Raw genomic sequence first — 17,666 nt, forward strand, 5'->3', positions numbered from 1 at the left:
GGAGGGCAGGCCATGGACGACAACCGACCCAACCCCGAACCCTATCCCGGCGAGCGAGGCCCCGACCCCCGCCCGGAAAGCGAGACACGGCCAGCAGCCGGCCCGACCTCGGGTTTCGACTTCAACAATCCCACGATCATCAGCCTGCTCTACCTCTCGTCGTTCTTCATCGGGATAACGTCGATCGTGGGCGTCGTGCTCGCCTACGTCTGGAAGGGCGAAGCGAAGTCGGCCTGGGAAGCCTCGCACTACGAATACCTCATCAACACCTTCTGGATCGGCCTTGTCGGAGCGGTCATCGGCGTGGTGCTGATCATCGCGCTCGTCGGCCTCATCATCCTCCCGCTTGTCGCGGCGCTGGTCATCGTGCGCTGCGTGATGAGCATGGTGAACGCCCAGAAGCACCAGCCGATGCCCAACCCGGGCACGTTCCTGATCTAGCTTCCGACACCGGCCCGATTCGATTTCTTGTCGGGGTTTCGGCACCGGCCCTCTCCCCACCCGAAGTTGACGAAGTTTACACCCTGTCGCCCTTCCCTGCAGCGGCGAATCGCCTGTATTTCCGGGCGATTCGCAATCGCGCGCGAAGTTGACAGTGCGTTGGAGCGAAACAACGAAACGCGCGTCCTGCTTTGCGAAACTTGCGCAAATCATAGCCGCGACGCACTGTGTAGGACAGCGCGGCTTGCACATGCCTCTGCCCGTCGCAGGCGCGGCATTCCGCCCTTGCGCGGCGTCATGACAGTCGAAAGGCTTGGGCCCGCGACGTGGGAGTCGCACAAGCATTTGTGAAATCTTAAGTATTCGCCCGCAGCCTCCGACAGAGAGGGGAAACGGGCCGAAGGAAATGGGGTCGTGGGTATCCTGACTATTCGCAAGCACCAGCGTTTCGCTGTGCGCACCGGCGCACACCTGTCCCGCACGTCGGAAGGCGACAACCTCGACGGCCTGCTCGTCGAGCTGTGCCTCGGCGGCTGCCGCATCGGCGGCATCGGCGAGAAGCCGCCCAGTATCGGCGAACAGGTGCGGGTCGAGGTGGACGGCTTCCGCCCGATCGAGGGCGACGTGCGCTGGTCGGGCGAAGGCGCGGTCGGCGTCCGCTTCCCCGTCCCGCTCCACACCTACGAGCTCGACAGCCTGCTGCGCCTGTGCCGCGGGGCGGCCGACGACGAACCGATGCGCGCATACGGGTAAGCCTTCCCCGCTCTCGCTGGTGATCGAGATCGACGGCTTCAGCCACGAGGTTCGCTCCGACGCCGCGCGCGACGCGTGGATGGCCCGGCACGGCTACCGCGTCCTGCGCTTCACCAATGACGACGTGCTCGGCACTACCGAGGGCGTGTTCGTCGCGATTTGCAAGGAAGTGGCGAGGCTGAGGGCGGAAAAGCCCCACCCCTGACCCCTCCCGAAGGCGGGAGGGGGACCCCGACTTCTCCCCTCCCGCTTGCGGAGGGGCGGGGGGTGGGTTGTCGCGACAACCGTCAGCGCGACACTATCGACCGGGTCCAGGTCCGGCCCGGCATTACCGAGATATCGATGGGCAGCACGCTGATCCCCGCGGAGATCGTGTAGGCGACGCCCACCACCTGCGGCGTGTAGCGGCCCGCGGCGGCAAGGGCGGAGAGCATGCTTCCCACCCTGCCGCTGATCCCGCCCGTTGTCGGCGTGGGGGTAAGCCCGCCGGGCGGCGCGGTGAGGAGGAGCGATCCGCCGATACTGACGATGCCGGCATCGACCGTCACCGATATCGCGATCGAATCGCCGGCGAGCACGCTGGGCGCGGGGCCGAACAGGTACCCGATCTGCACTCCGCCCGATCCGCCGATGTTGGTGACGAGGCCGATCGAGATCGAGCCGTAAAGCCCGATGTCGAAGCCGGGATGCTTTCGCCACATGTAGATGCCCCCGCCCAGCGAGTAGGCCACGCCCGCGCCCCCGCCGCCGGTCAGCCCCTCGGTGAAGGTGTAGTCGCGTACAGACGGCATCAGCGCGCCGGGAATGCGGCCGAGCAGTTCGAGGTTCGCGCCGGCGCCGATCCGGTCGCGCGCCTGCTGGGCGATCCGGCCCTTCTGGTTGCCGGCGGCGGAAAGCGCGGTGATCGCGCCGCCCAGCACCGTTTCCTCGCCCATCGAGGGCGGTTTTCGCTGCGGGATGGTTATCTTGCGGGCGGTCGAGAAATCGAGGCCGGTCCAGCCCCGGAATCGGATCTTGAAGTTTTCAGGCACGCGCAGCCTCCTTGCTGATGGCACACGCGACCCCGGTTATGTTTATGGCAGCAGCTTTCGCGCGCGCGTGCGCGAAGGCAAGCGGCGAGCGGCAGGACGCGCGAATTCGCCGACGTGATGGTGTACGTTCCCGTGATCGACCGACTTTTCCTGATCGACTTGCGTCGATTACGGTGAGTTTCCTGATCGACTGACGTCGATGCGGCACCGGCCCTCTCCCCCAACCCGCCAGCGGGAGGGGCCGGGGGTGGGCTGCGGGTCTATCCGTCCCTGTACCGCCCGCAGGTCGTGGGGTTGAGGCTGGCGGCGAGCATCGTGCCGCCGCCCTCGAGCGCGAAGCGGACGTAGATCGTCACCTCGTTGGCTTCGAGCGGGGTGCCGAGGTAGTGTTCGGGGCAGACCTTGCGCAGCACCGTCTCGGCGCGCATGTCCGACCCGAAGGCGGGCGTCTCGTCGTCCCCGAAGCGCGTATCGACGACGATCTCGACCCGCCGCCGCGCGGTATCGTACGTCCGCTCGCGCACGTTCCAGGAAATGCCCTTGCCGCCGGGCAGCGATCCGGTCAGCCCGTCGTAGACCCCCAGGCTCGTCGCCTCCAGATAAGCCTCCCGCTCCCCCTCGCTCGCCGCGTCATAATCGAACGGCGCGGGAGTGCAGGCGGCGAGGGTGGCGAAATAAATGAGAAAAAATGATGATGGGCGGAGCACGCTTCACCCTTTATATTCTAGCAAGCCAATTTCATCAACTCTAGCATCTTGGATTGCATCGGTCTGCATTTGCTCCTTTACTTCTTCTATGATCCTCTGTCTTATATTTTCTCTCACATTGACTATAGAATTATCCAAGTCAGAGGCTGTAGCTTCATAACCCTTGATTAATGGACCAATAATATTGTTGGACTTCGCATATTCTTTTAGTATATTTGAAACCAAACTTTTCGTGAAGGTCCATGTCAATACCTTTGATAAGAAGGTTTGATCTTTGCTTTGTTTCAAGGTAGATATTATGTTATTTAGGTCCCCAATAGCCTTAAAGCTATCTATCTCTCCTGAATTTACGAGAGCAGAAAGACAGCAAATTATCTTATCGTATAATGCATCTATCTTGTAATCACGGGCCGCCTGCTCTATTATCTTATCTGCATCGAAAATTGAGTCTTCAGTGTCTGGGAAGCCCCAGTTTTCATGAACAAGATCATGGTAGTTATCTATTATACATTTCAAATGGGCTAGCCAGATTCCGCTGCCTTTGCTGTGGCTACTCTTGTAAAGTTGACACTTCTTCAAGAAATCCGTCAGCCAAGTTGGGTGATGCTCCCTAGCGATAACATCTTTCAATGCATGCAAAGACTGCAGAAGGTTACTATTAGCAAGATCAATAGTATTTTGATCTGTCCCGACAATAGCAAGTAATAGCTTTTCAAGTCGATCTTTTACATCACTGTGGCGCTCTTTAATCAAAGCCATAATGTAGGCGGCTTGAGATTGGCTAACCATCGTAGGTCACTCCGCCGCTTGCGTGGCGCTCCCTTCGCCGAACATGTCGGGTTCGCTGCCGTCGTCGGTGTCCTCGGTGTCGTTGGCCTTCGCGTTGCGGCGCTGGTCGAAGTTGGCCCAGACGGTGTTCCAGTCGCCGCGGGTGGCGCCCTTGGAATACTCGGTGGCGCGCGTCTCGAAAAAGTTGGCGTGCTCCACGCCGTTGAGCAGCGGGGTGAGCCAGGGCAGCGGGTGCTCCTCGATCATGTAGATCTCGGGCAGGCCGAGCTGGCGCAGCCGCCAGTCGGCGATGTAGCGGATGTAGCGCTTGATGTCCTTGGCGGTCATCCCCGGCACAGGCCCCTGCTCGAACGCAAGGTCGATGAAGGCGTCCTCCAGCCGCACCGTCTTCTGGCAGGCGTCGATGATGTCTTCCTTCACCGTCCTGGTCAGGCAGCCGCGCTCCTTGACGAAGGCGTGGAACAGGCGGGTGATGCCTTCGCAGTGCAGGCTCTCGTCCCGGACAGACCAGCTGACGATCTGGCCCATGCCCTTCATCTTGTTGAAGCGCGGGAAGTTCATCAGCATCGCGAAGCTGGCGAAGAGCTGCAGCCCTTCGGTAAACCCGCCGAACATGGCGAGCGTGCGGGCGATGTCCTCGTCCGAATCGACCCCGAAGTTCTGCAGGTAGTCGTGCTTGTCGCGCATCTCCTGGTATTCGAGGAACATGCCGTACTCGCTTTCGGGCATGCCGATCGTGTCGAGAAGGTGCGAATAGGCCGCGATGTGCACCGTCTCCATGTTGGAGAAGGCGGTGAGCATCATCTTCACCTCGGTCGGCTTGAACACGCGCCCGTACTTGTCGTGGTAGCAATCCTGTACCTCGACGTCGGCCTGCGTGAAGAAGCGGAAGATCTGCGTCAGCAGGTTGCGCTCGTGGCTGGAAAGCTTCTGCGCCCAGTCACGGCAATCCTCGCCCAGCGGCACTTCCTCGGGCAGCCAGTGGACCTGCTGCTGGCGCTTCCAGAACTCGTACGCCCAGGGGTATTCGAAGGGCTTGTAGGTCTTGCGGGCTTCGAGAAGGGGCATCGCGGTCTGGCCTTTCCGGGTGTTCTGGACGCGGGTGGACGGACCTTCCCATGTAATGCCTGAACGCCGCTCTCGCCACTGGCGCGCGCGCGCAATCCACACCTTGGAGCACGGCGGGCGCAAGTGCGCGGGAATGCGGGACAAATCGGGAACTCTCTTGCGCCCTTACCCGTTCAATCCCTGAGGAATTTGACGGAGGAGACCCCCATGACAGCCAAAGGCGAACTCGAACCCACCGATTCGCGGCGCGTCACCGGCACGAAGCCGGGCAAGGAGCGCCCCTGGCACGAACTGGAGGACGTCGCGCGCGGCCGCGGCTCGGAATACGAGCCCGAGGATTCGCGCAACGTCACCGGCACCGCATCGACCCCGAGCGGCAGGTGGACCGACGACGGACGCGACACGCCCGACGCCGAAGGTCGGACCCGCAAGCGTCCGACCGGGGATGAACCGCCCGCGACCGACCCGCAGCGAAAATAGTTTCCGCTTTCATTCAGGAACATGCCGCCATGCGATGCGTAGTAGCATGACAGGCGGCGAAACCCGGTGCATACAGAAGCGGGTCGCTGCCGGAACGGAGCTTTGAAGCACATGGCCTCAGCCGCACGAAAACCCGAGCGTTTCCAGACGCAGGCAGGCACTATCGAGCAGGGCATGGAAGTGGTCGACGCCGACGAAAAGCACGTCGGGATCGTCGACAAGGTCGCCAACGGCCAGATCGCGCTCAGCCGCGCGGACGAAACCGGCGGCGAACAGACATATATCCCGCTTTCGCTGATCGACGGCATCGGCGAAGGCAAGGTCATCCTGGCCGGACGCGGCGACGCCTCGTTCGGCGTGGAGGCCGCGCACTAAGGACGCCCTTCGAAAAGGGTCGCACAAACCCCCGGTGTTGAACAGCCACCGGCGGGGAACGCCCCTCCGCTATCCGGCGAGGGGCGTTTTCCTTTGGGGCGTATGTGTTGCGCCTCAGTCCCAGAACCAGCGCGGCGACTGGCGGCGATGCTTACGGTTGAGCCACATCCGCACGTAAAGCCACAGCCCCGAAAACGCGAAGAACAGGAGCGCGATCCCCGACAGGATCGATATCGCGATGCCGACCGGACCGAAGCTGTCGCCCGAATGCAGGTGGTGGAACAGGCCGACCAGCCCGCGCACGCTGCCCTCGGGCGGTGGCGGGCGGCAGCGCCAGCCCTCCGGACATTCGAAGGCCGGCGGCGGTTCCGAAGCAGCAGCGGTCGCGGCGCTCTCCGCCACGGGCCACAGCGCCGCCCAGTGACTGAGCAGCCCCGTCGCCGCGATCCAGAACAGGAATATACCGAAGAATACCGAAAGCCAGCGATGCCACTTGCGCACGAACCACCCCTTGTTGCGACTTGTTCGCAAGAGCAAGAGCGGTTTTTCGCGAGCAGTTCAAGTATCAAATTGTCGCAAGCGCTGCGCTGACCCCGGCTCACCCGGAACTACCTGCCGCAGACTCCGGTCGGCCCGGCCCTGCCCGGTCAGTTCAGGTCGGGATCGGCAACCTCGACACCGAGCGGGATCTGGCTATGCTGCACCACGTCCCAGTCCTCGTGCGAGAGGCGTCGCAGCGTACTGGTGCACAGCGCGTGGTACTCCTCCTCGCCGCGCTTCGCGTGCGCGCGATAGGCAATCACGATCAGGCCTTCCTGGGGACGTTCGACGCGCTGGTTGCGAAACTCCACGCTTTCCCAGCGCGGCGTTCCCGCGACAGCCTTCGTCGCGGCCTTGCCGTCGAAAATATAGGGCGTTGCGGGCAGCGCCATGACGCAATCGTCGCTGACGCGCTCGCGGTAGACGTCCTCCCCGCCGGTCCACAGGTCGCTTTCGAAATTCCAGATGCGCGCATCTTCCATGAGGTGCTCCTTCGATGAAGTTGGTCCTGTCAGGCAACGCACGAGCGGGGCTCGGGGTCCGGGATTTCCGGCCGTGACCGGGCTCCTCCGGGCGTGGCTCCACGAACCGTTTCCCAGCTGCGACAAGTACTGGAACGAATTGCCGTTCCTAACCGTTATATTAACGTAAGTAATTGAAACAACAACGAAAGGACGCCCCTCATGTTTGAGAAGCTGCGCATCAAGGAACACATGGAAGTCACCGATCACGCCGGCCAGCACGTCGGAACCGTGGACGAAGTCGAGGACGAACGGATCAAGCTGACCCGCACCGACAGTGCCGACGGCGCGCACCACTTCGTCGCGCTCGACAATGTCGAAAAGATCGACGACAACCGCATCTACCTGAAGCAGGGTACGCCCATCCCGATGGGTGCCGGCGCGAACTGATGGCCGCGACATTTTCGTGATATTGGCTGTTCCATCGGACAGTCCGAGACCCCGGTCCCCCCTCGTGGGAGCCGGGGTTTTCACGTTCCGGACCGGTTCCCCGTAAGTGCGGGCTGCCTCGGCGGCACGCAGCGGGGGATGGCAACGAAAGAAACACTTGCCGCAAGATATTTAGGCTGCACTATGGCGCGCTTGTTACCAGCGGGGCGATACCGGACAGGCGATGACCACCACGACAGCAGAACAGGGCGCCTTCGCGGCCGCATTCGAGCGCGCGACGGGACCGATCGTCAATGTCTCCGACTTCGTGTGGGGCGGCACCTGGAACGGGCAGGAAGTCATCCCGGTCCCGCCGATGGTGCTGATCCTGCTCGGCATCGGTCTTTACATGATGGCGGGGCTGCGGTTCTATCCGCTGCGTTTCCTGCCCGCCGCCTTCGCCGGCCTTTTCCGCAAGACCGAGAAGAAATCCGAAGGTGAGATTTCGCCCTTCGCGGCGCTGTCCACCGCGCTTTCGGGGCAGGTCGGCACCGGCAACCTCGCCGGCGTCGCCACCGCGATCACGCTCGGCGGGCCGGGCGCCATCTTCTGGATGTGGATCACCGCCCTCATCGGCATGGCGCTGGCCTTCGCCGAGGGCTCGCTGGCGGTGCGTTTCCGCGAGCGCGGGCCGGACGGCCACGTTCGCGGCGGTCCGATGTCGTACATCATGCTCGGCCTCGGCGGAAAGTGGAAGATCCTCGCGATCCTGTTCTGCCTCGGCGCGCTGTTCTCCGCGCTTGTCACCGGCAACGGCATCCAGGCGAACAGCTTTGCTGACTCGGTCAACGAGCTCACCGGGCTCGACGAATGGATCGGCGGCCTGATCGCCGCGATCGCGGTGTTCATCGTCATCATCGGCGGCATCAAGTCGATCGGCGCCATCGCCGAGAAGGTCGTGCCGATCATGGCGGGCGCCTACATCGTCATGGCGATCATCGCGGTAATCCTCAACATCCAGGACATTCCCGAGACCTTCGGCCGCATCTTCCACGGGGCGTTCAACGCGCAGTCGGCCAGCGGCGGCTTCCTGGGGGCGGCGCTGATCGTCGCGATCCGCGCGGGCGTCGCGCGCGGGCTCTATTCGAACGAGGCCGGACAGGGTTCGACGCCGATGGCTCACGCCGTCGCCGAAACCGACGATCCCGCTTCGCAGGGCCGCTACGCCATGCTCGGCACCTTCATCGACACGATCATCATCTGCACGATGACCGCGCTCGTCATCCTGACCGTCGAGGGCAACTTCGTGCACACCGACGCCGCGACCGGCGCGACCGAGGCGGTGCGCCATGCCTGGCAATCCGACCTTGCGGGCTTTGCCATGACATCGGGCGCGTTCGCCGCGGCCTTCCCACTCGAGATTATCGGCATCCCGTTCGGCACGCTCGTCGCCTCGCTGGCGCTCGTCCTGTTCGTGTTCACCACGCTGCTTACGTGGAGCTACTACGGCGAACGCGCGATCACCTTCCTCTACGACCAGTTTCCGGGATCGAATGCGCGCGGCGAGAAGACGCTGCACCTCATCTGGCGCACCGTGTGGTGCATCGTCATCTGGATCGGATCGTTCGCGCCGCTCGGCTTCATCTGGCGACTGGGCGACATCTCGAACGCGGCCATGGCGCTGCCCAACCTGATCGCGCTCGCCGCACTGTCGGGCTTCGTCTTCGCGCTGGCGCGCGGGGAGAAGGTGACCGGGCGCGGCGAGGCCGAACCGGGCGTTCGATTGGACGCGAAAACAAGCGATTAGGTCGCACTTCCGGTCGGCAGCGGGCACGCGCGAGCGGAACTTTCGCGGCGCTGTCGCATTGTCCGTAAGCAAAGGCGCCGACGCATCTCGCGGCGGGCCAAGGACGATTGCCGCCAAATGACGATGACGACATTGCAGGTTTCCGAAGGCGAGGAAGCGCGCCTCAAGGACGCGTTCGAAAACTGGGTGAAGGACCCGGAGTTCCCGTGCGTGGGCGCGAAATCGGCGCTGGCGCGCGGGACGCTGCGCACCGTGGTCTGCTGGTCGGTCGAAAGCGGCTGGGACGACCTGCGCATGCATCGCGAGCTGATGGCCTGGGCGAAGGAGTACAAGAAGGATCCAGGTCTGTTCCGCAGCCTCGCCTTCCTCTTCGCGCAGGCGCCCGCGATGAACGAGGAGCGCTTCGAAAAGGCGATGTGGGCGCGCATCCAGTCGCTTGCCGACAAGGACGCCTGGCTGGCCCAGCCGCTCGACAGCCGGGTGAGCGGCGATCCGCAGGACCCGCACTTCTCGCTCAGCTTCGGCGGCGAGGCGTTCTTCGTCGTCGGACTCCATCCGGGCGCGAGCAGGCCCGCGCGCCGGTTCGAGCGGCCTGTCATGGTCTTCAACCTCCACGACCAGTTCGAGCAGCTGCGCGAGGAAGGCCGCTATGAGAAAATCCGCGAGACGATCCTCGGTCGCGACGCGGAACTGGCCGGATCGGTCAACCCGATGCTCGCGCGGCACGGCGAGGCGAGCGAGGCGCGGCAGTACAGCGGTCGGCAGGTCGGTGACGACTGGAAATGCCCCTTCCACGATCCGCGCGCGGCAAAGGCAACGTCCGGCGAATGAGCGAGACGACGCGCATCCCGCCCCGTTCCGGAACCGCCTTCGAACTGGCGAAGGGACGACGGCTGACGGTGATCGATCCCGAGGGCGTGCAGGTGTCCGACCTCCTTGCCTTCAGCCGCGCCGACCTGCGCGAGGTAATCAGCAACGGCCGCACCTTCGATTACGAGGAGACGATCCGGCTGGGCCGGGGCAACCGCCTGTGGTCGAACCGGTCGAACCCGATGCTCGCCATCGAGGAGGACAGCGTCGGCTGCCACGACTTCCTGCTCACCCCGTGCAGCAGGGCGACGTTCGAGCACTTCTATCCGGACAAGCCCGTGCATCGGGGCTGTTTGGGCAACCTTGCCGAAGCGCTCTCGCCGTGGGGCATCGGCGAGGACGACATCCCGGTCGCTTTCAACTGCTTCATGAACGTGCCGGTCGCGCCCGACGGATCGGTGCGCGTCGATCCGCCCGTCAGCAGGCCCGGCGACCGGATCGTGCTGCGCGCCGAAATGGACCTGGTGATCGGGCTGACCGCCTGCTCCGCCTACGATTCGAACGGCGGCAGCTTCAAGCCTATCGACTACCGCATCGACTGACGCGGCCGCGCCGGGGGTTGACCTTGCGTGGAAGTCGCTTCATTATTGCTATTGATAATCGTTCGCACTAGTGCGACAGGGTGAGCGATTGCTATATGCCGAGGGAGCCCGGAACCACATGTACGAATTCGTCGACAGACCGCTCGCCCGGATGGACTACGGCGCGCGCTTCCTCGTCTTCTCGATGCGCATGTGGGTGTCCTCGCTGGGCCGAAAGCAGTGCCCCGCCTCGGCGGTCGCGCCGGGCTTCGCGAAATGGGGCATGATGGCAGGTCTGCAGGCATTCCACCGCGCGATGCTGCTGCTCAACCGCGACGGCCTCGAACAGCTCGGCTTCTGCTCGCTGAAGTGCAACCACGTGTCCGAGCACGAGGCGATCCTGCTCACGCTTGCCTGCGACCTCGGCGAAGGCCGCGCAGCCCATGCGCGCGAGACGCTGGCCTTGATCGTCGCCGAAGACAGCGTCGAGGACGTGCTTGCCGGCATCGCCCAGACCGTCGCCGCTATGGGAACCGCCCGCATCGCCCCGCAGCGCCCGGCACTGGCTCCGAGGGACAGCGACAGAGGCTAGGCATTTTCACTTTCCTCCACCGGCGCGACGTCGACCGAGAGGAACATCGTCTGCTGCGCGCTGCCGTGGAATACGCCGCCCAGCGGCGACACGTCCGAATAGTCCCGGCCCATCGCGATGAAGATGTGGCTTTCGTTCGCCAGCTTGTCGTTGGTCGGGTCGAAGCCCACCCAGCCGAGATCCTCGCCGCACCACAGCGCAACCCAGGCGTGCATGGCGTCTGCGCCGACCATGCGCGGCTGGCCCGGCGGCGGGAGCGTGCGAAGGTAGCCGCTGACGTAGGCGGCGGGAATGCCGCAGGCGCGTGCGGCGATGATCATGACGTGCGCGAAATCCTGGCAGACGCCGCGCTTCTTCGCGAAAGCCTCGCCCGGCTGGGTATCGGCGAAGGTCGCGTTGCTGTCGTACTCGAACTGATCGTTTATCGCGTGCATCAGCGCGTGCCCGGCGTCGAGCGCGGGACGGTCGTCCCCGAGCCACTCGCGGCCCCATCGCGCGATTTCGGCGTCGGCACCCGCCATCGGAGAGGCGAAGAGGTACGAGGCCGGGCACGCCTTGCCGAGGTCGGGCAGCTTCAGCGCCCGCTCGCGCACCTCGCGCACAGTCGGGCTGGGCGTGGAGCCCGCATCGATGCCGCTGTCCTCCACCTCGACGGTAAAGGTGCTCGCGATCTTGAGCTGCGTGATCGCATCGCGCACCACCAGCCGCGTTTCGTTGACGACGTACGCGCCCTCCTGGTCGACCCGCGTCCAGGGCAGCGGATCGACGCTGAGCAGGTAGTCGCTCACCGTCTCGCCCGGCCATGCCGCCGGTCGCAGCCGCAGGTTGAGCTGCGCCAGCCGGATCGGCGACGCGTACTGGACGGTCGTGTTGTGCGAGACGCGGTAGATCACGAAAGCAGCCCGCTGCGCACCTGCAGTTCGGGCTTCTCGAACTGCAGAAAATAGCGCGTCGAGATCGCTTCGGAGAGCGCCGTCAGCCGCCCTTCGAGGTCCTGCAGCGTCTGCGGACCGACCTGCCCGGCAGTAGTGGTCTGGAGCGGGGCGAGTGCGCCGCGCGCCTGCCGCAGCGGCTCTTCCGGCAGGGTCTCGGCTCCGAGCTGCGGCAGCGCGACGAGATGCGCGACAAGCTCGCCGAGCTGGAAGGCGAGCGAGCGCGGGTTGTCGGGATCGAGCAGCACGAGGTCGAGCACCGGGTCGCGCAGCGGCACCGTCAGGTATCGTGAACGATAGACGATCTGGCTGTCGGTCAGGTCGAGCAGGATGCCGAGCGCGTCGTCGAGGTCGTTCGCCTGCGTCAGGCGGCTGGCGATGCGGCAGGTGGCCAGCGCGCGCTCGATCCGGCGGCCCATGTCGAGGAAGCGCTGCGCGGGCCCGCGCGTCATGTTCTCGCAGATGAGGCCCGAAAGCGATGCGAACCGCTCGAGCAGGGTGCGCGTTGCGTTGAGCATTGCCGCCGGGCGCGATCCGTCGACGTGGGGCATCGGGCGCTTGGCGATCGCCCAGAAATCGCGCGACAGCCGCTCGCGCAGGACGAGGCCGACCTCGTGCGTGCGGGCGAGCAGGCTGGCGACACCGCCGGGCAGGTTGTCCTCGCGCAGGGCCGCGGCGCAGGCCTGCGGGAAAGGCATGTCCACCGCGTCCCTGCGCACCGCGCCCCAGTCCGCCAGCAGCGCGACGAGGCTGCGGCGAAGCTGCGGATCGCGCGCGTAGTTGCCGTCGACCTCGATCGTCGAGCCGAGGATCGAGCGTACGATGCGCACGGACATTTCCGCGCGTTCGAGGTAGCGCCCGAACCAGAACAGGTTGTCCGCCGACTGGCTGGCAAGGATGCCGCCGCCGCGCGTTACCTGCGCATCCGATTCGAGCACGGTGGGCGACTGGCGCACGGGCGGCGCATCGTCGACGATGCAGACATCGGCGGAAAGCTCGCCCTCGCCCATCAGCGAGTTGGGTAGCGCGTCGCTGGCCGAAAGCCGCGCGAAACCGCCGGGCATCACCCGCCAGTCGCCGCTGCCGGTCCGCGCGACGAACGCGCGCAGCGTGAACGGGCGCGGCTGCAGCGTGCCGTCGATCAGCGCGGGCGTGGTCGAGAGGTGGACGATCTCCTGCCCGACGTAGTCCATCGGCCGGCGCCGCATCGCATCGGCAAGCGCGGCGCGCTCCTCCGCGCCGAGATCGATGCCCGGCACCGGCGCGACACCTTCCAGCGCCTCGACCGGCCTGCCGAACGCGGGTCGCACGGTAAGTTCGTTGAGTCGCTTCATCACCGCGTCGGCCTCGGCGGCCTGACCGCACCACCAAGTCGCGATGTTGGGCAGGATCGGTTCCTCGCCCATCAGCTTGCGGCACAGGCGCGGGAGGAAGGCGGAAAGCGCGGGCGATTCGAGTACTTCGACACCCGGCCAGTTCGCCATCTCGAGCCCACCGCGCGCCCATGCGTCGAACAGGTTGGCAACGCCCAGTTCGGAGCCGGAATCGAAGGTCAGCGGGTCGAGCGAATTGGTGTTCACCCAGCGCCACAGGCCGTCGACGCGTTTCGGCCCGGCGATGGTGCGCACATAGAGCCGGTCTCCGTCGATCACGAGGTCCCGCCCCTCGACCAGCGGCAGGCCGAGGTAGCGGGCAAGGTGCGCCTGCTCCGAATAGGTCTGGTTGAAGCGGCCCGGCGTCATCAGCGCGATGCGCGGACGCTCGCGCTGGCAGTCGCGCGCAAGTCCCTCGCGCAGGTCCTTGAAGAACCCGGCGAGGCGGCGTGCGTGAATCTCGGACAGCAGCAGGTCGGTCATCCGCGCCATCGCCATCCGGTTCTCAAGCGCGTAGCCGATCCCGGTCGCCAGCCGCACCCTGTCGGACAGTACCCGCCATTCGCCGTTGGGGCCGCGCGCGAGGTCGGCGGCGTAGATGTGAAGGTAGTGGCCGCTCTTGGGGCCGACCCCCATCATCTTGCGCGCGAAGAAGGGGCTCCCGGCGACGGCGGCGGCGGGCAGATTCCCTTCGCGCACCAGCGATTGCGAGCCGTAGGCGTCGGCAACGACCTTTTCGAGCAGCGTCGCGCGCTGGACGAGGCCCTTCTCGACGCTCGACCATTCCTGCGCCCCGATGACGAGCGGCATCGGCGTCAGCGGCCAGCTTCGCTCGTCGGTGTCGCCGGTGATGCGGAAGGTGAGGCCGAGGTCGGCGATCTGGCGCGCGACCTGCTCGTCGAGCGACGCGCCGCCGTGCTGCGCAAGCGCCGCCAGCCCGCCCGCCACGCTGCGCCACTTGTCGGCGACGGGCGCGGCGGCGCTGGCATAGAGGTCGCCCCAGGCACCGCTTGCCGGGTATGCGGACAGCCAGTCCTGCGCCGAGCCGGCGTCGACCTTCTCGTCAGCCAGCACGTGGCGGGCGCCTCAGGTCGAGCGAGTGGCGGAATTCGCCGGGCAGTTCCTCGGGCGGGATCGCCTGCGCGCCGGGCGAATGCCCGTGCGGCTGGAACCGCGCCTTGCGCCGCGCTTCCGCCTCGTAGCCGTTGATCGGCACGTCGTCGTAATTGCGCCCGCCCGGATGCGCGACGTTGTAGACGCAGCCGCCCAGCGAGCGTCCGTTCCAGGTGTCGAGGATATCGAAGGTCAGCGGCGCGTGCGCGTCCATCATCGGGTGCAGGCATTCGGCGGGCGCCCAGGCCTTGTAGCGCACGCCGCCCACGCCCTCGCCCGGCGAGACCATGGTGAGCGGCACGCGGCGACCGTTGCACGCGATCACGTGACGCCCCTCGACCAGCCCGGCGGCGCGCACCTGCAGCCGCTCGGTCGAACTGTCGACGTAGCGCACGGTGCCGCCGATCGCGCCGGTCTCTCCCAGCACGTTCCACGGTTCGAGCGCATGGCTGATCTCGAGCGAGACGCCCCCGCCCTCGATCTCGCCGTGGACCGGGAAGCGGAACATGCGCTGCGCCTCGAACCAGGCCGGATCGAAATCGTAGCCGGCGTGGCGCAGGTCCTCAAGGACGTCGAGGAAGTCTGCCCAGACGAAATGGCCGAGCATGAACCTGTCGTGCAGCGCGGTGCCCCAGCGGACCAGCGGCCCGCCCTGCGGCTGCTTCCAGAACCACGCGGTGAGCGCGCGCAGGAGAAGCTGCTGGGCCAGCGACATCTTCGCATCGGGCGGCATCTCGAACCCGCGAAACTCGACGAGGCCGAGCCGGCCGGTCGGGCCGTCGGGCGAGAACAGCTTGTCGATGCAGATTTCGGTGCGATGGGTGTTTCCCGTGACGTCGACGAGCAGGTTGCGGAACAGCCGGTCAACCACCCACGGCGCGGGTTGTTCCTTGTCCGGTCCCGGCACCTGCGCCAGTGCGATCTCCAGCTCGTAGAGGCTGTCGTGCCGCGCCTCGTCGATGCGGGGTGCCTGGCTGGTCGGGCCGATGAACAGGCCGGAGAACAGGTAGCTGAGCGAGGGGTGGCGCTGCCAGTAGGTGACGAAGCTCTTCAGGAGGTCGGGCCGCCGGATGAAGGGAGATTCGAGCAGGCTCGGCCCGCCGAGCACGATATGGTTGCCCCCGCCCGTACCGACCGAGCGCCCGTCGACCATGAACTTGTCGGCGGTCAGCCTGCATTCGCGCGCGCAGTCGTAGAGCGTCTCGGTGATCGCCACCGATTCCTTCCAGCTCGCCGCCGGCTGGATGTTCACTTCGATGACACCGGGATCGGGAGTTACCTTCAGGACGACGAGGCGAGGGTCGGGCGGCGGCGGATAGCCCTCGATCCGCACCGGTGTGCCGCGCTCCTCGGCGACCTTCTCGACCGCCGCGACGAGCTCGAGGTAGTCCTCCAGCCGCTCGGTCGGCGGCAGGAACACGGAGAGGTGGTCGCCCGCCGGTTCGACCGTCATCGCGGTGCGCACCGCGCCCTCGATGATCGTCTGCTCGACGCGCTCCTGCGAGCGGTCGTCGGGCGCGGCGACGCGCTCGGAGCGCTGGCGCGGATCGCCCACGGGTGCGCGTTCGTCGCGCACCTCGTGCCCGCGCTGCACCGCCTGCTCGCGAAAGTCGGCGAGCGGCTCGCGCGGCTCGGCAGTATCGCGCGGGTGGATGTAGGGGTAGTCCGACGGCGGCACGTAGGGCAGCGAACCGAGCGGCAGGCGATAGCCCAGCGCGCTGTCGCCCGGTACCGCATGGAGCGCGCCGCGACGCACCTTCCACTGCTCGCTCTTCCAGCGCGGGATCGACTGGTCCGCCGCGTTCCAGCGCTGGATCGGCAGCGCGAAGCCGACGGGCCGGGACAGCCCGCGCTCGAACGTGCGCATGAAACGCTGGCGAACCTCGGGATCGTCGAGTTTCGGATCGGCGGGATCGGTGTTGTCGGGCAGCTCGGCTTCCTTGACGATCCAGCTGACCGCGTCCTCGTAGACCGGCTGCACGTAGTCGGACTCGACGCCCAGCGTCGCCGCGGCATCGGCGAGGAAGGCGCTCGCCGTTTCGGCATCGGGGCGCGAGGCGTCCTTTGCTTCCGGCTCATCCGACTCGCCCGGCAGCTTCTCGCCCGCGATCAGCAAAGGGTCGCGCCAGATCGGCACGCCGTCCCTGCGCCAGTAGATCGAATAGCCCCAGCGCGGCAGGCTCTCGCCCGGATACCACTTGCCCTGCCCGTGGTGGAGCAGTGAGCCGGGCGCGAACTTCTCGCGCAGCAGGCGGATCAGCTTGTCGGCATAGGCGGCTTTCGTGGGCCCCACCGCCTCGCCGTTCCATTCGGGCGCGTCGAAATCGGAATCTGCGATGAAGGTCGGCTCGCCGCCCATCGTCAGGTTCACCGCGCCGTCATCGAGAACGGCATCGACCTTGTCGCCGAGATCGAGCAGCGCCTGCCAGCGCGCATCGGTGAACGGCTTGGTGATGCGCACCGCCTCGGCGATGCGGCTGACATCCATCGCGAAACTGAAGTCGACTTCGGCGGGCTCGGCGAGGCCCTCGATCGGGGTCGCGGAGCGGTAATGCGGGGCGGCGCATAGCGGGATGTGCCCCTCGCCCGCGAACATGCCCGAGGTGGCGTCGAGCGCGATCCAGCCCGCGCCGGGCACGTAGGCTTCCGCCCAGGCGTGCAGGTCGCAGATGTCCTGCATCACGCCCTTCGGCCCCTCCTTGGGGATGACGTCGGCGACAAGCTGGATCGAGTATCCCGAGACGAAGCGCGCCGCGAAACCGAGGCGGCGGAGCAGCTGCACCAGCAACCACGCCGAATCGCGGCACGATCCGGTGCCGGCCTCCAGCGTTTCCTCGGGCGTCATGACGCCCGGCTCCATGCGGATGACGTAGCCGACGCGCGTCTGCAGCTGCCGGTTGATCTCGACGAGGAAATCGACCGTGCGCCCCTGGTACCCTGCGTGCCCGGCGACGAGCTCCTCGAACAGAGGGCCCTGCTCCTCGGTCTCGAAATAGGCCGAAAGGTCCGACTTCAGCGTGTCCGAGTAGGTGAACGGATATTCCTCGGCATCGGGATCGACGAAGAAATCGAACGGGTTGATCACCGCCAGTTCGGCCAGCAGGTCCACCTCGATCGAGAAATGGTCGACCGGATCGGGAAAGACGATGCGCGCCTGCCAGTTGCCGTGCGGGTCCTGCTGCCAGTTGAGGAAATGCTCGGGCGGGCTGATCTTCAGCGAGTAGTTCGGCACAGCCGTGCGGCTGTGCGGCGCGGGGCGCAGCCGGATCGTCTGCGGGCCGAGCTTTACCTTGCGGCTGTAACTGTAGCGGGTGAGGTGGTGGAGTGCTGCCTTGATCATCGCGCGCGATTGTGCGCCAATCCATGCTGCGCCGCAACGACGTT

19 protein-coding genes are annotated in these 17,666 nt (G+C 65.9%); 10 read left to right on the forward strand and 9 right to left on the reverse strand.

Going from position 1 to position 17,666, the window contains the following annotated elements; genetic code table 11:
- The first annotated feature begins 12 nt into the window (after positions 1–12).
- From FHS75_RS12170 to FHS75_RS12180, 3 genes are all read left to right on the forward strand, one after another.
- Positions 13–441 carry a DUF4870 family protein gene (locus tag FHS75_RS12170; protein ID WP_229735579.1) on the forward strand — a complete coding sequence of 143 codons (429 nt, stop codon included), beginning with the start codon at positions 13–15 and terminating at the stop codon, positions 439–441.
- Between the two features lie 414 nt (positions 442–855).
- Positions 856–1,194 carry a PilZ domain-containing protein gene (locus FHS75_RS12175; RefSeq protein ID WP_179407965.1) on the forward strand — a complete coding sequence of 113 codons (339 nt, stop codon included), beginning with the start codon at positions 856–858 and terminating at the stop codon, positions 1,192–1,194.
- Positions 1,195–1,213: 19 nt separating this feature from the next.
- The gene (locus FHS75_RS12180; RefSeq protein WP_229735580.1) at positions 1,214–1,399 is read left to right on the forward strand and encodes an endonuclease domain-containing protein; all 186 of its coding nucleotides are present in this window, start codon (positions 1,214–1,216) and stop codon (positions 1,397–1,399) included.
- A gap of 82 nt (positions 1,400–1,481) precedes the next feature.
- Here the strand turns inward: FHS75_RS12180 and FHS75_RS12185 are convergent, their stop codons facing one another.
- The 4 genes from FHS75_RS12185 to FHS75_RS12200 form a co-directional block, all read right to left on the reverse strand.
- On the reverse strand, positions 1,482–2,225 hold the full coding sequence (locus FHS75_RS12185) for a hypothetical protein (protein WP_179407966.1): 744 nt from the start codon (positions 2,223–2,225) through the stop codon (positions 1,482–1,484).
- Positions 2,226–2,485: 260 nt separating this feature from the next.
- On the reverse strand, positions 2,486–2,932 hold the full coding sequence (locus tag FHS75_RS12190; protein ID WP_179407967.1) for a hypothetical protein: 447 nt from the start codon (positions 2,930–2,932) through the stop codon (positions 2,486–2,488).
- A 3-nt stretch (positions 2,933–2,935) separates the two neighbouring features.
- A complete protein-coding gene (locus FHS75_RS12195; RefSeq protein WP_179407968.1) occupies positions 2,936–3,721 on the reverse strand; it encodes a hypothetical protein in 786 nt (261 codons plus the stop codon).
- Positions 3,722–3,727: 6 nt separating this feature from the next.
- Positions 3,728–4,789 (reverse strand): ribonucleotide-diphosphate reductase subunit beta, encoded by a 1,062-nt coding sequence (locus tag FHS75_RS12200; protein WP_179408126.1) that lies wholly within the window; start codon positions 4,787–4,789, stop codon positions 3,728–3,730.
- A gap of 207 nt (positions 4,790–4,996) precedes the next feature.
- On the opposite strand from FHS75_RS12200, the gene FHS75_RS12205 reads away from it, so the two are divergent.
- Both FHS75_RS12205 and FHS75_RS12210 read left to right on the forward strand, forming a co-directional pair.
- Positions 4,997–5,269 carry a hypothetical protein gene (locus FHS75_RS12205; RefSeq protein WP_179407969.1) on the forward strand — a complete coding sequence of 91 codons (273 nt, stop codon included), beginning with the start codon at positions 4,997–4,999 and terminating at the stop codon, positions 5,267–5,269.
- Positions 5,270–5,380: 111 nt separating this feature from the next.
- Positions 5,381–5,644 (forward strand): DUF2171 domain-containing protein, encoded by a 264-nt coding sequence (locus tag FHS75_RS12210; RefSeq protein WP_179407970.1) that lies wholly within the window; start codon positions 5,381–5,383, stop codon positions 5,642–5,644.
- A 114-nt stretch (positions 5,645–5,758) separates the two neighbouring features.
- Here the strand turns inward: FHS75_RS12210 and FHS75_RS12215 are convergent, their stop codons facing one another.
- Positions 5,759–6,181 (reverse strand): PepSY domain-containing protein, encoded by a 423-nt coding sequence (locus FHS75_RS12215; protein WP_308420098.1) that lies wholly within the window; start codon positions 6,179–6,181, stop codon positions 5,759–5,761.
- 110 nt (positions 6,182–6,291) lie between these two features.
- Positions 6,292–6,666: a DUF4440 domain-containing protein gene (locus tag FHS75_RS12220; RefSeq protein WP_179407971.1), complete on the reverse strand. Its 375-nt coding sequence runs from the start codon at positions 6,664–6,666 to the stop codon at positions 6,292–6,294.
- A 201-nt stretch (positions 6,667–6,867) separates the two neighbouring features.
- Between FHS75_RS12220 and FHS75_RS12225 the strand changes: the two genes are divergently transcribed.
- From FHS75_RS12225 to FHS75_RS12245, 5 genes are all read left to right on the forward strand, one after another.
- Positions 6,868–7,095 carry a DUF2171 domain-containing protein gene (locus FHS75_RS12225; protein ID WP_179407972.1) on the forward strand — a complete coding sequence of 76 codons (228 nt, stop codon included), beginning with the start codon at positions 6,868–6,870 and terminating at the stop codon, positions 7,093–7,095.
- A gap of 223 nt (positions 7,096–7,318) precedes the next feature.
- Positions 7,319–8,881 carry an alanine/glycine:cation symporter family protein gene (locus FHS75_RS12230; RefSeq protein ID WP_179407973.1) on the forward strand — a complete coding sequence of 521 codons (1,563 nt, stop codon included), beginning with the start codon at positions 7,319–7,321 and terminating at the stop codon, positions 8,879–8,881.
- A 117-nt stretch (positions 8,882–8,998) separates the two neighbouring features.
- A complete protein-coding gene (gntA, locus tag FHS75_RS12235; RefSeq protein WP_218845238.1) occupies positions 8,999–9,712 on the forward strand; it encodes a guanitoxin biosynthesis heme-dependent pre-guanitoxin N-hydroxylase GntA in 714 nt (237 codons plus the stop codon).
- Entirely contained in the window at positions 9,709–10,293 is a 585-nt protein-coding gene (locus FHS75_RS12240; RefSeq protein ID WP_179407974.1) for a DUF1989 domain-containing protein, read from the forward strand. Before gntA ends, FHS75_RS12240 begins: the two co-directional genes overlap by 4 nt.
- Before the next feature lie 118 nt (positions 10,294–10,411).
- Positions 10,412–10,864 carry a hypothetical protein gene (locus FHS75_RS12245; protein ID WP_179407975.1) on the forward strand — a complete coding sequence of 151 codons (453 nt, stop codon included), beginning with the start codon at positions 10,412–10,414 and terminating at the stop codon, positions 10,862–10,864.
- Here FHS75_RS12245 and FHS75_RS12250 read toward each other — a convergent pair.
- Genes FHS75_RS12250 through FHS75_RS12260 form a run of 3 tightly spaced genes read right to left on the reverse strand, consistent with a single transcriptional unit; the run spans position 10,861 to position 17,622 of the window.
- Positions 10,861–11,757 carry a transglutaminase family protein gene (locus tag FHS75_RS12250; protein ID WP_179407976.1) on the reverse strand — a complete coding sequence of 299 codons (897 nt, stop codon included), beginning with the start codon at positions 11,755–11,757 and terminating at the stop codon, positions 10,861–10,863. The genes FHS75_RS12245 and FHS75_RS12250 overlap by 4 nt on opposite strands.
- Entirely contained in the window at positions 11,754–14,240 is a 2,487-nt protein-coding gene (locus tag FHS75_RS12255; protein WP_179408129.1) for a circularly permuted type 2 ATP-grasp protein, read from the reverse strand. The genes FHS75_RS12250 and FHS75_RS12255 overlap by 4 nt, the downstream gene beginning before the upstream one ends.
- Positions 14,233–17,622, reverse strand: coding sequence for a transglutaminase family protein (locus FHS75_RS12260; protein WP_179407977.1), 3,390 nt, complete (start codon positions 17,620–17,622; stop codon positions 14,233–14,235). Before FHS75_RS12260 ends, FHS75_RS12255 begins: the two co-directional genes overlap by 8 nt.
- Positions 17,623–17,666 lie beyond the last annotated feature (44 nt).

Source organism: Novosphingobium marinum, from assembly GCF_013408095.1.
Taxonomy (GTDB): Bacteria; Pseudomonadota; Alphaproteobacteria; order Sphingomonadales; family Sphingomonadaceae; genus Novosphingobium; species Novosphingobium marinum.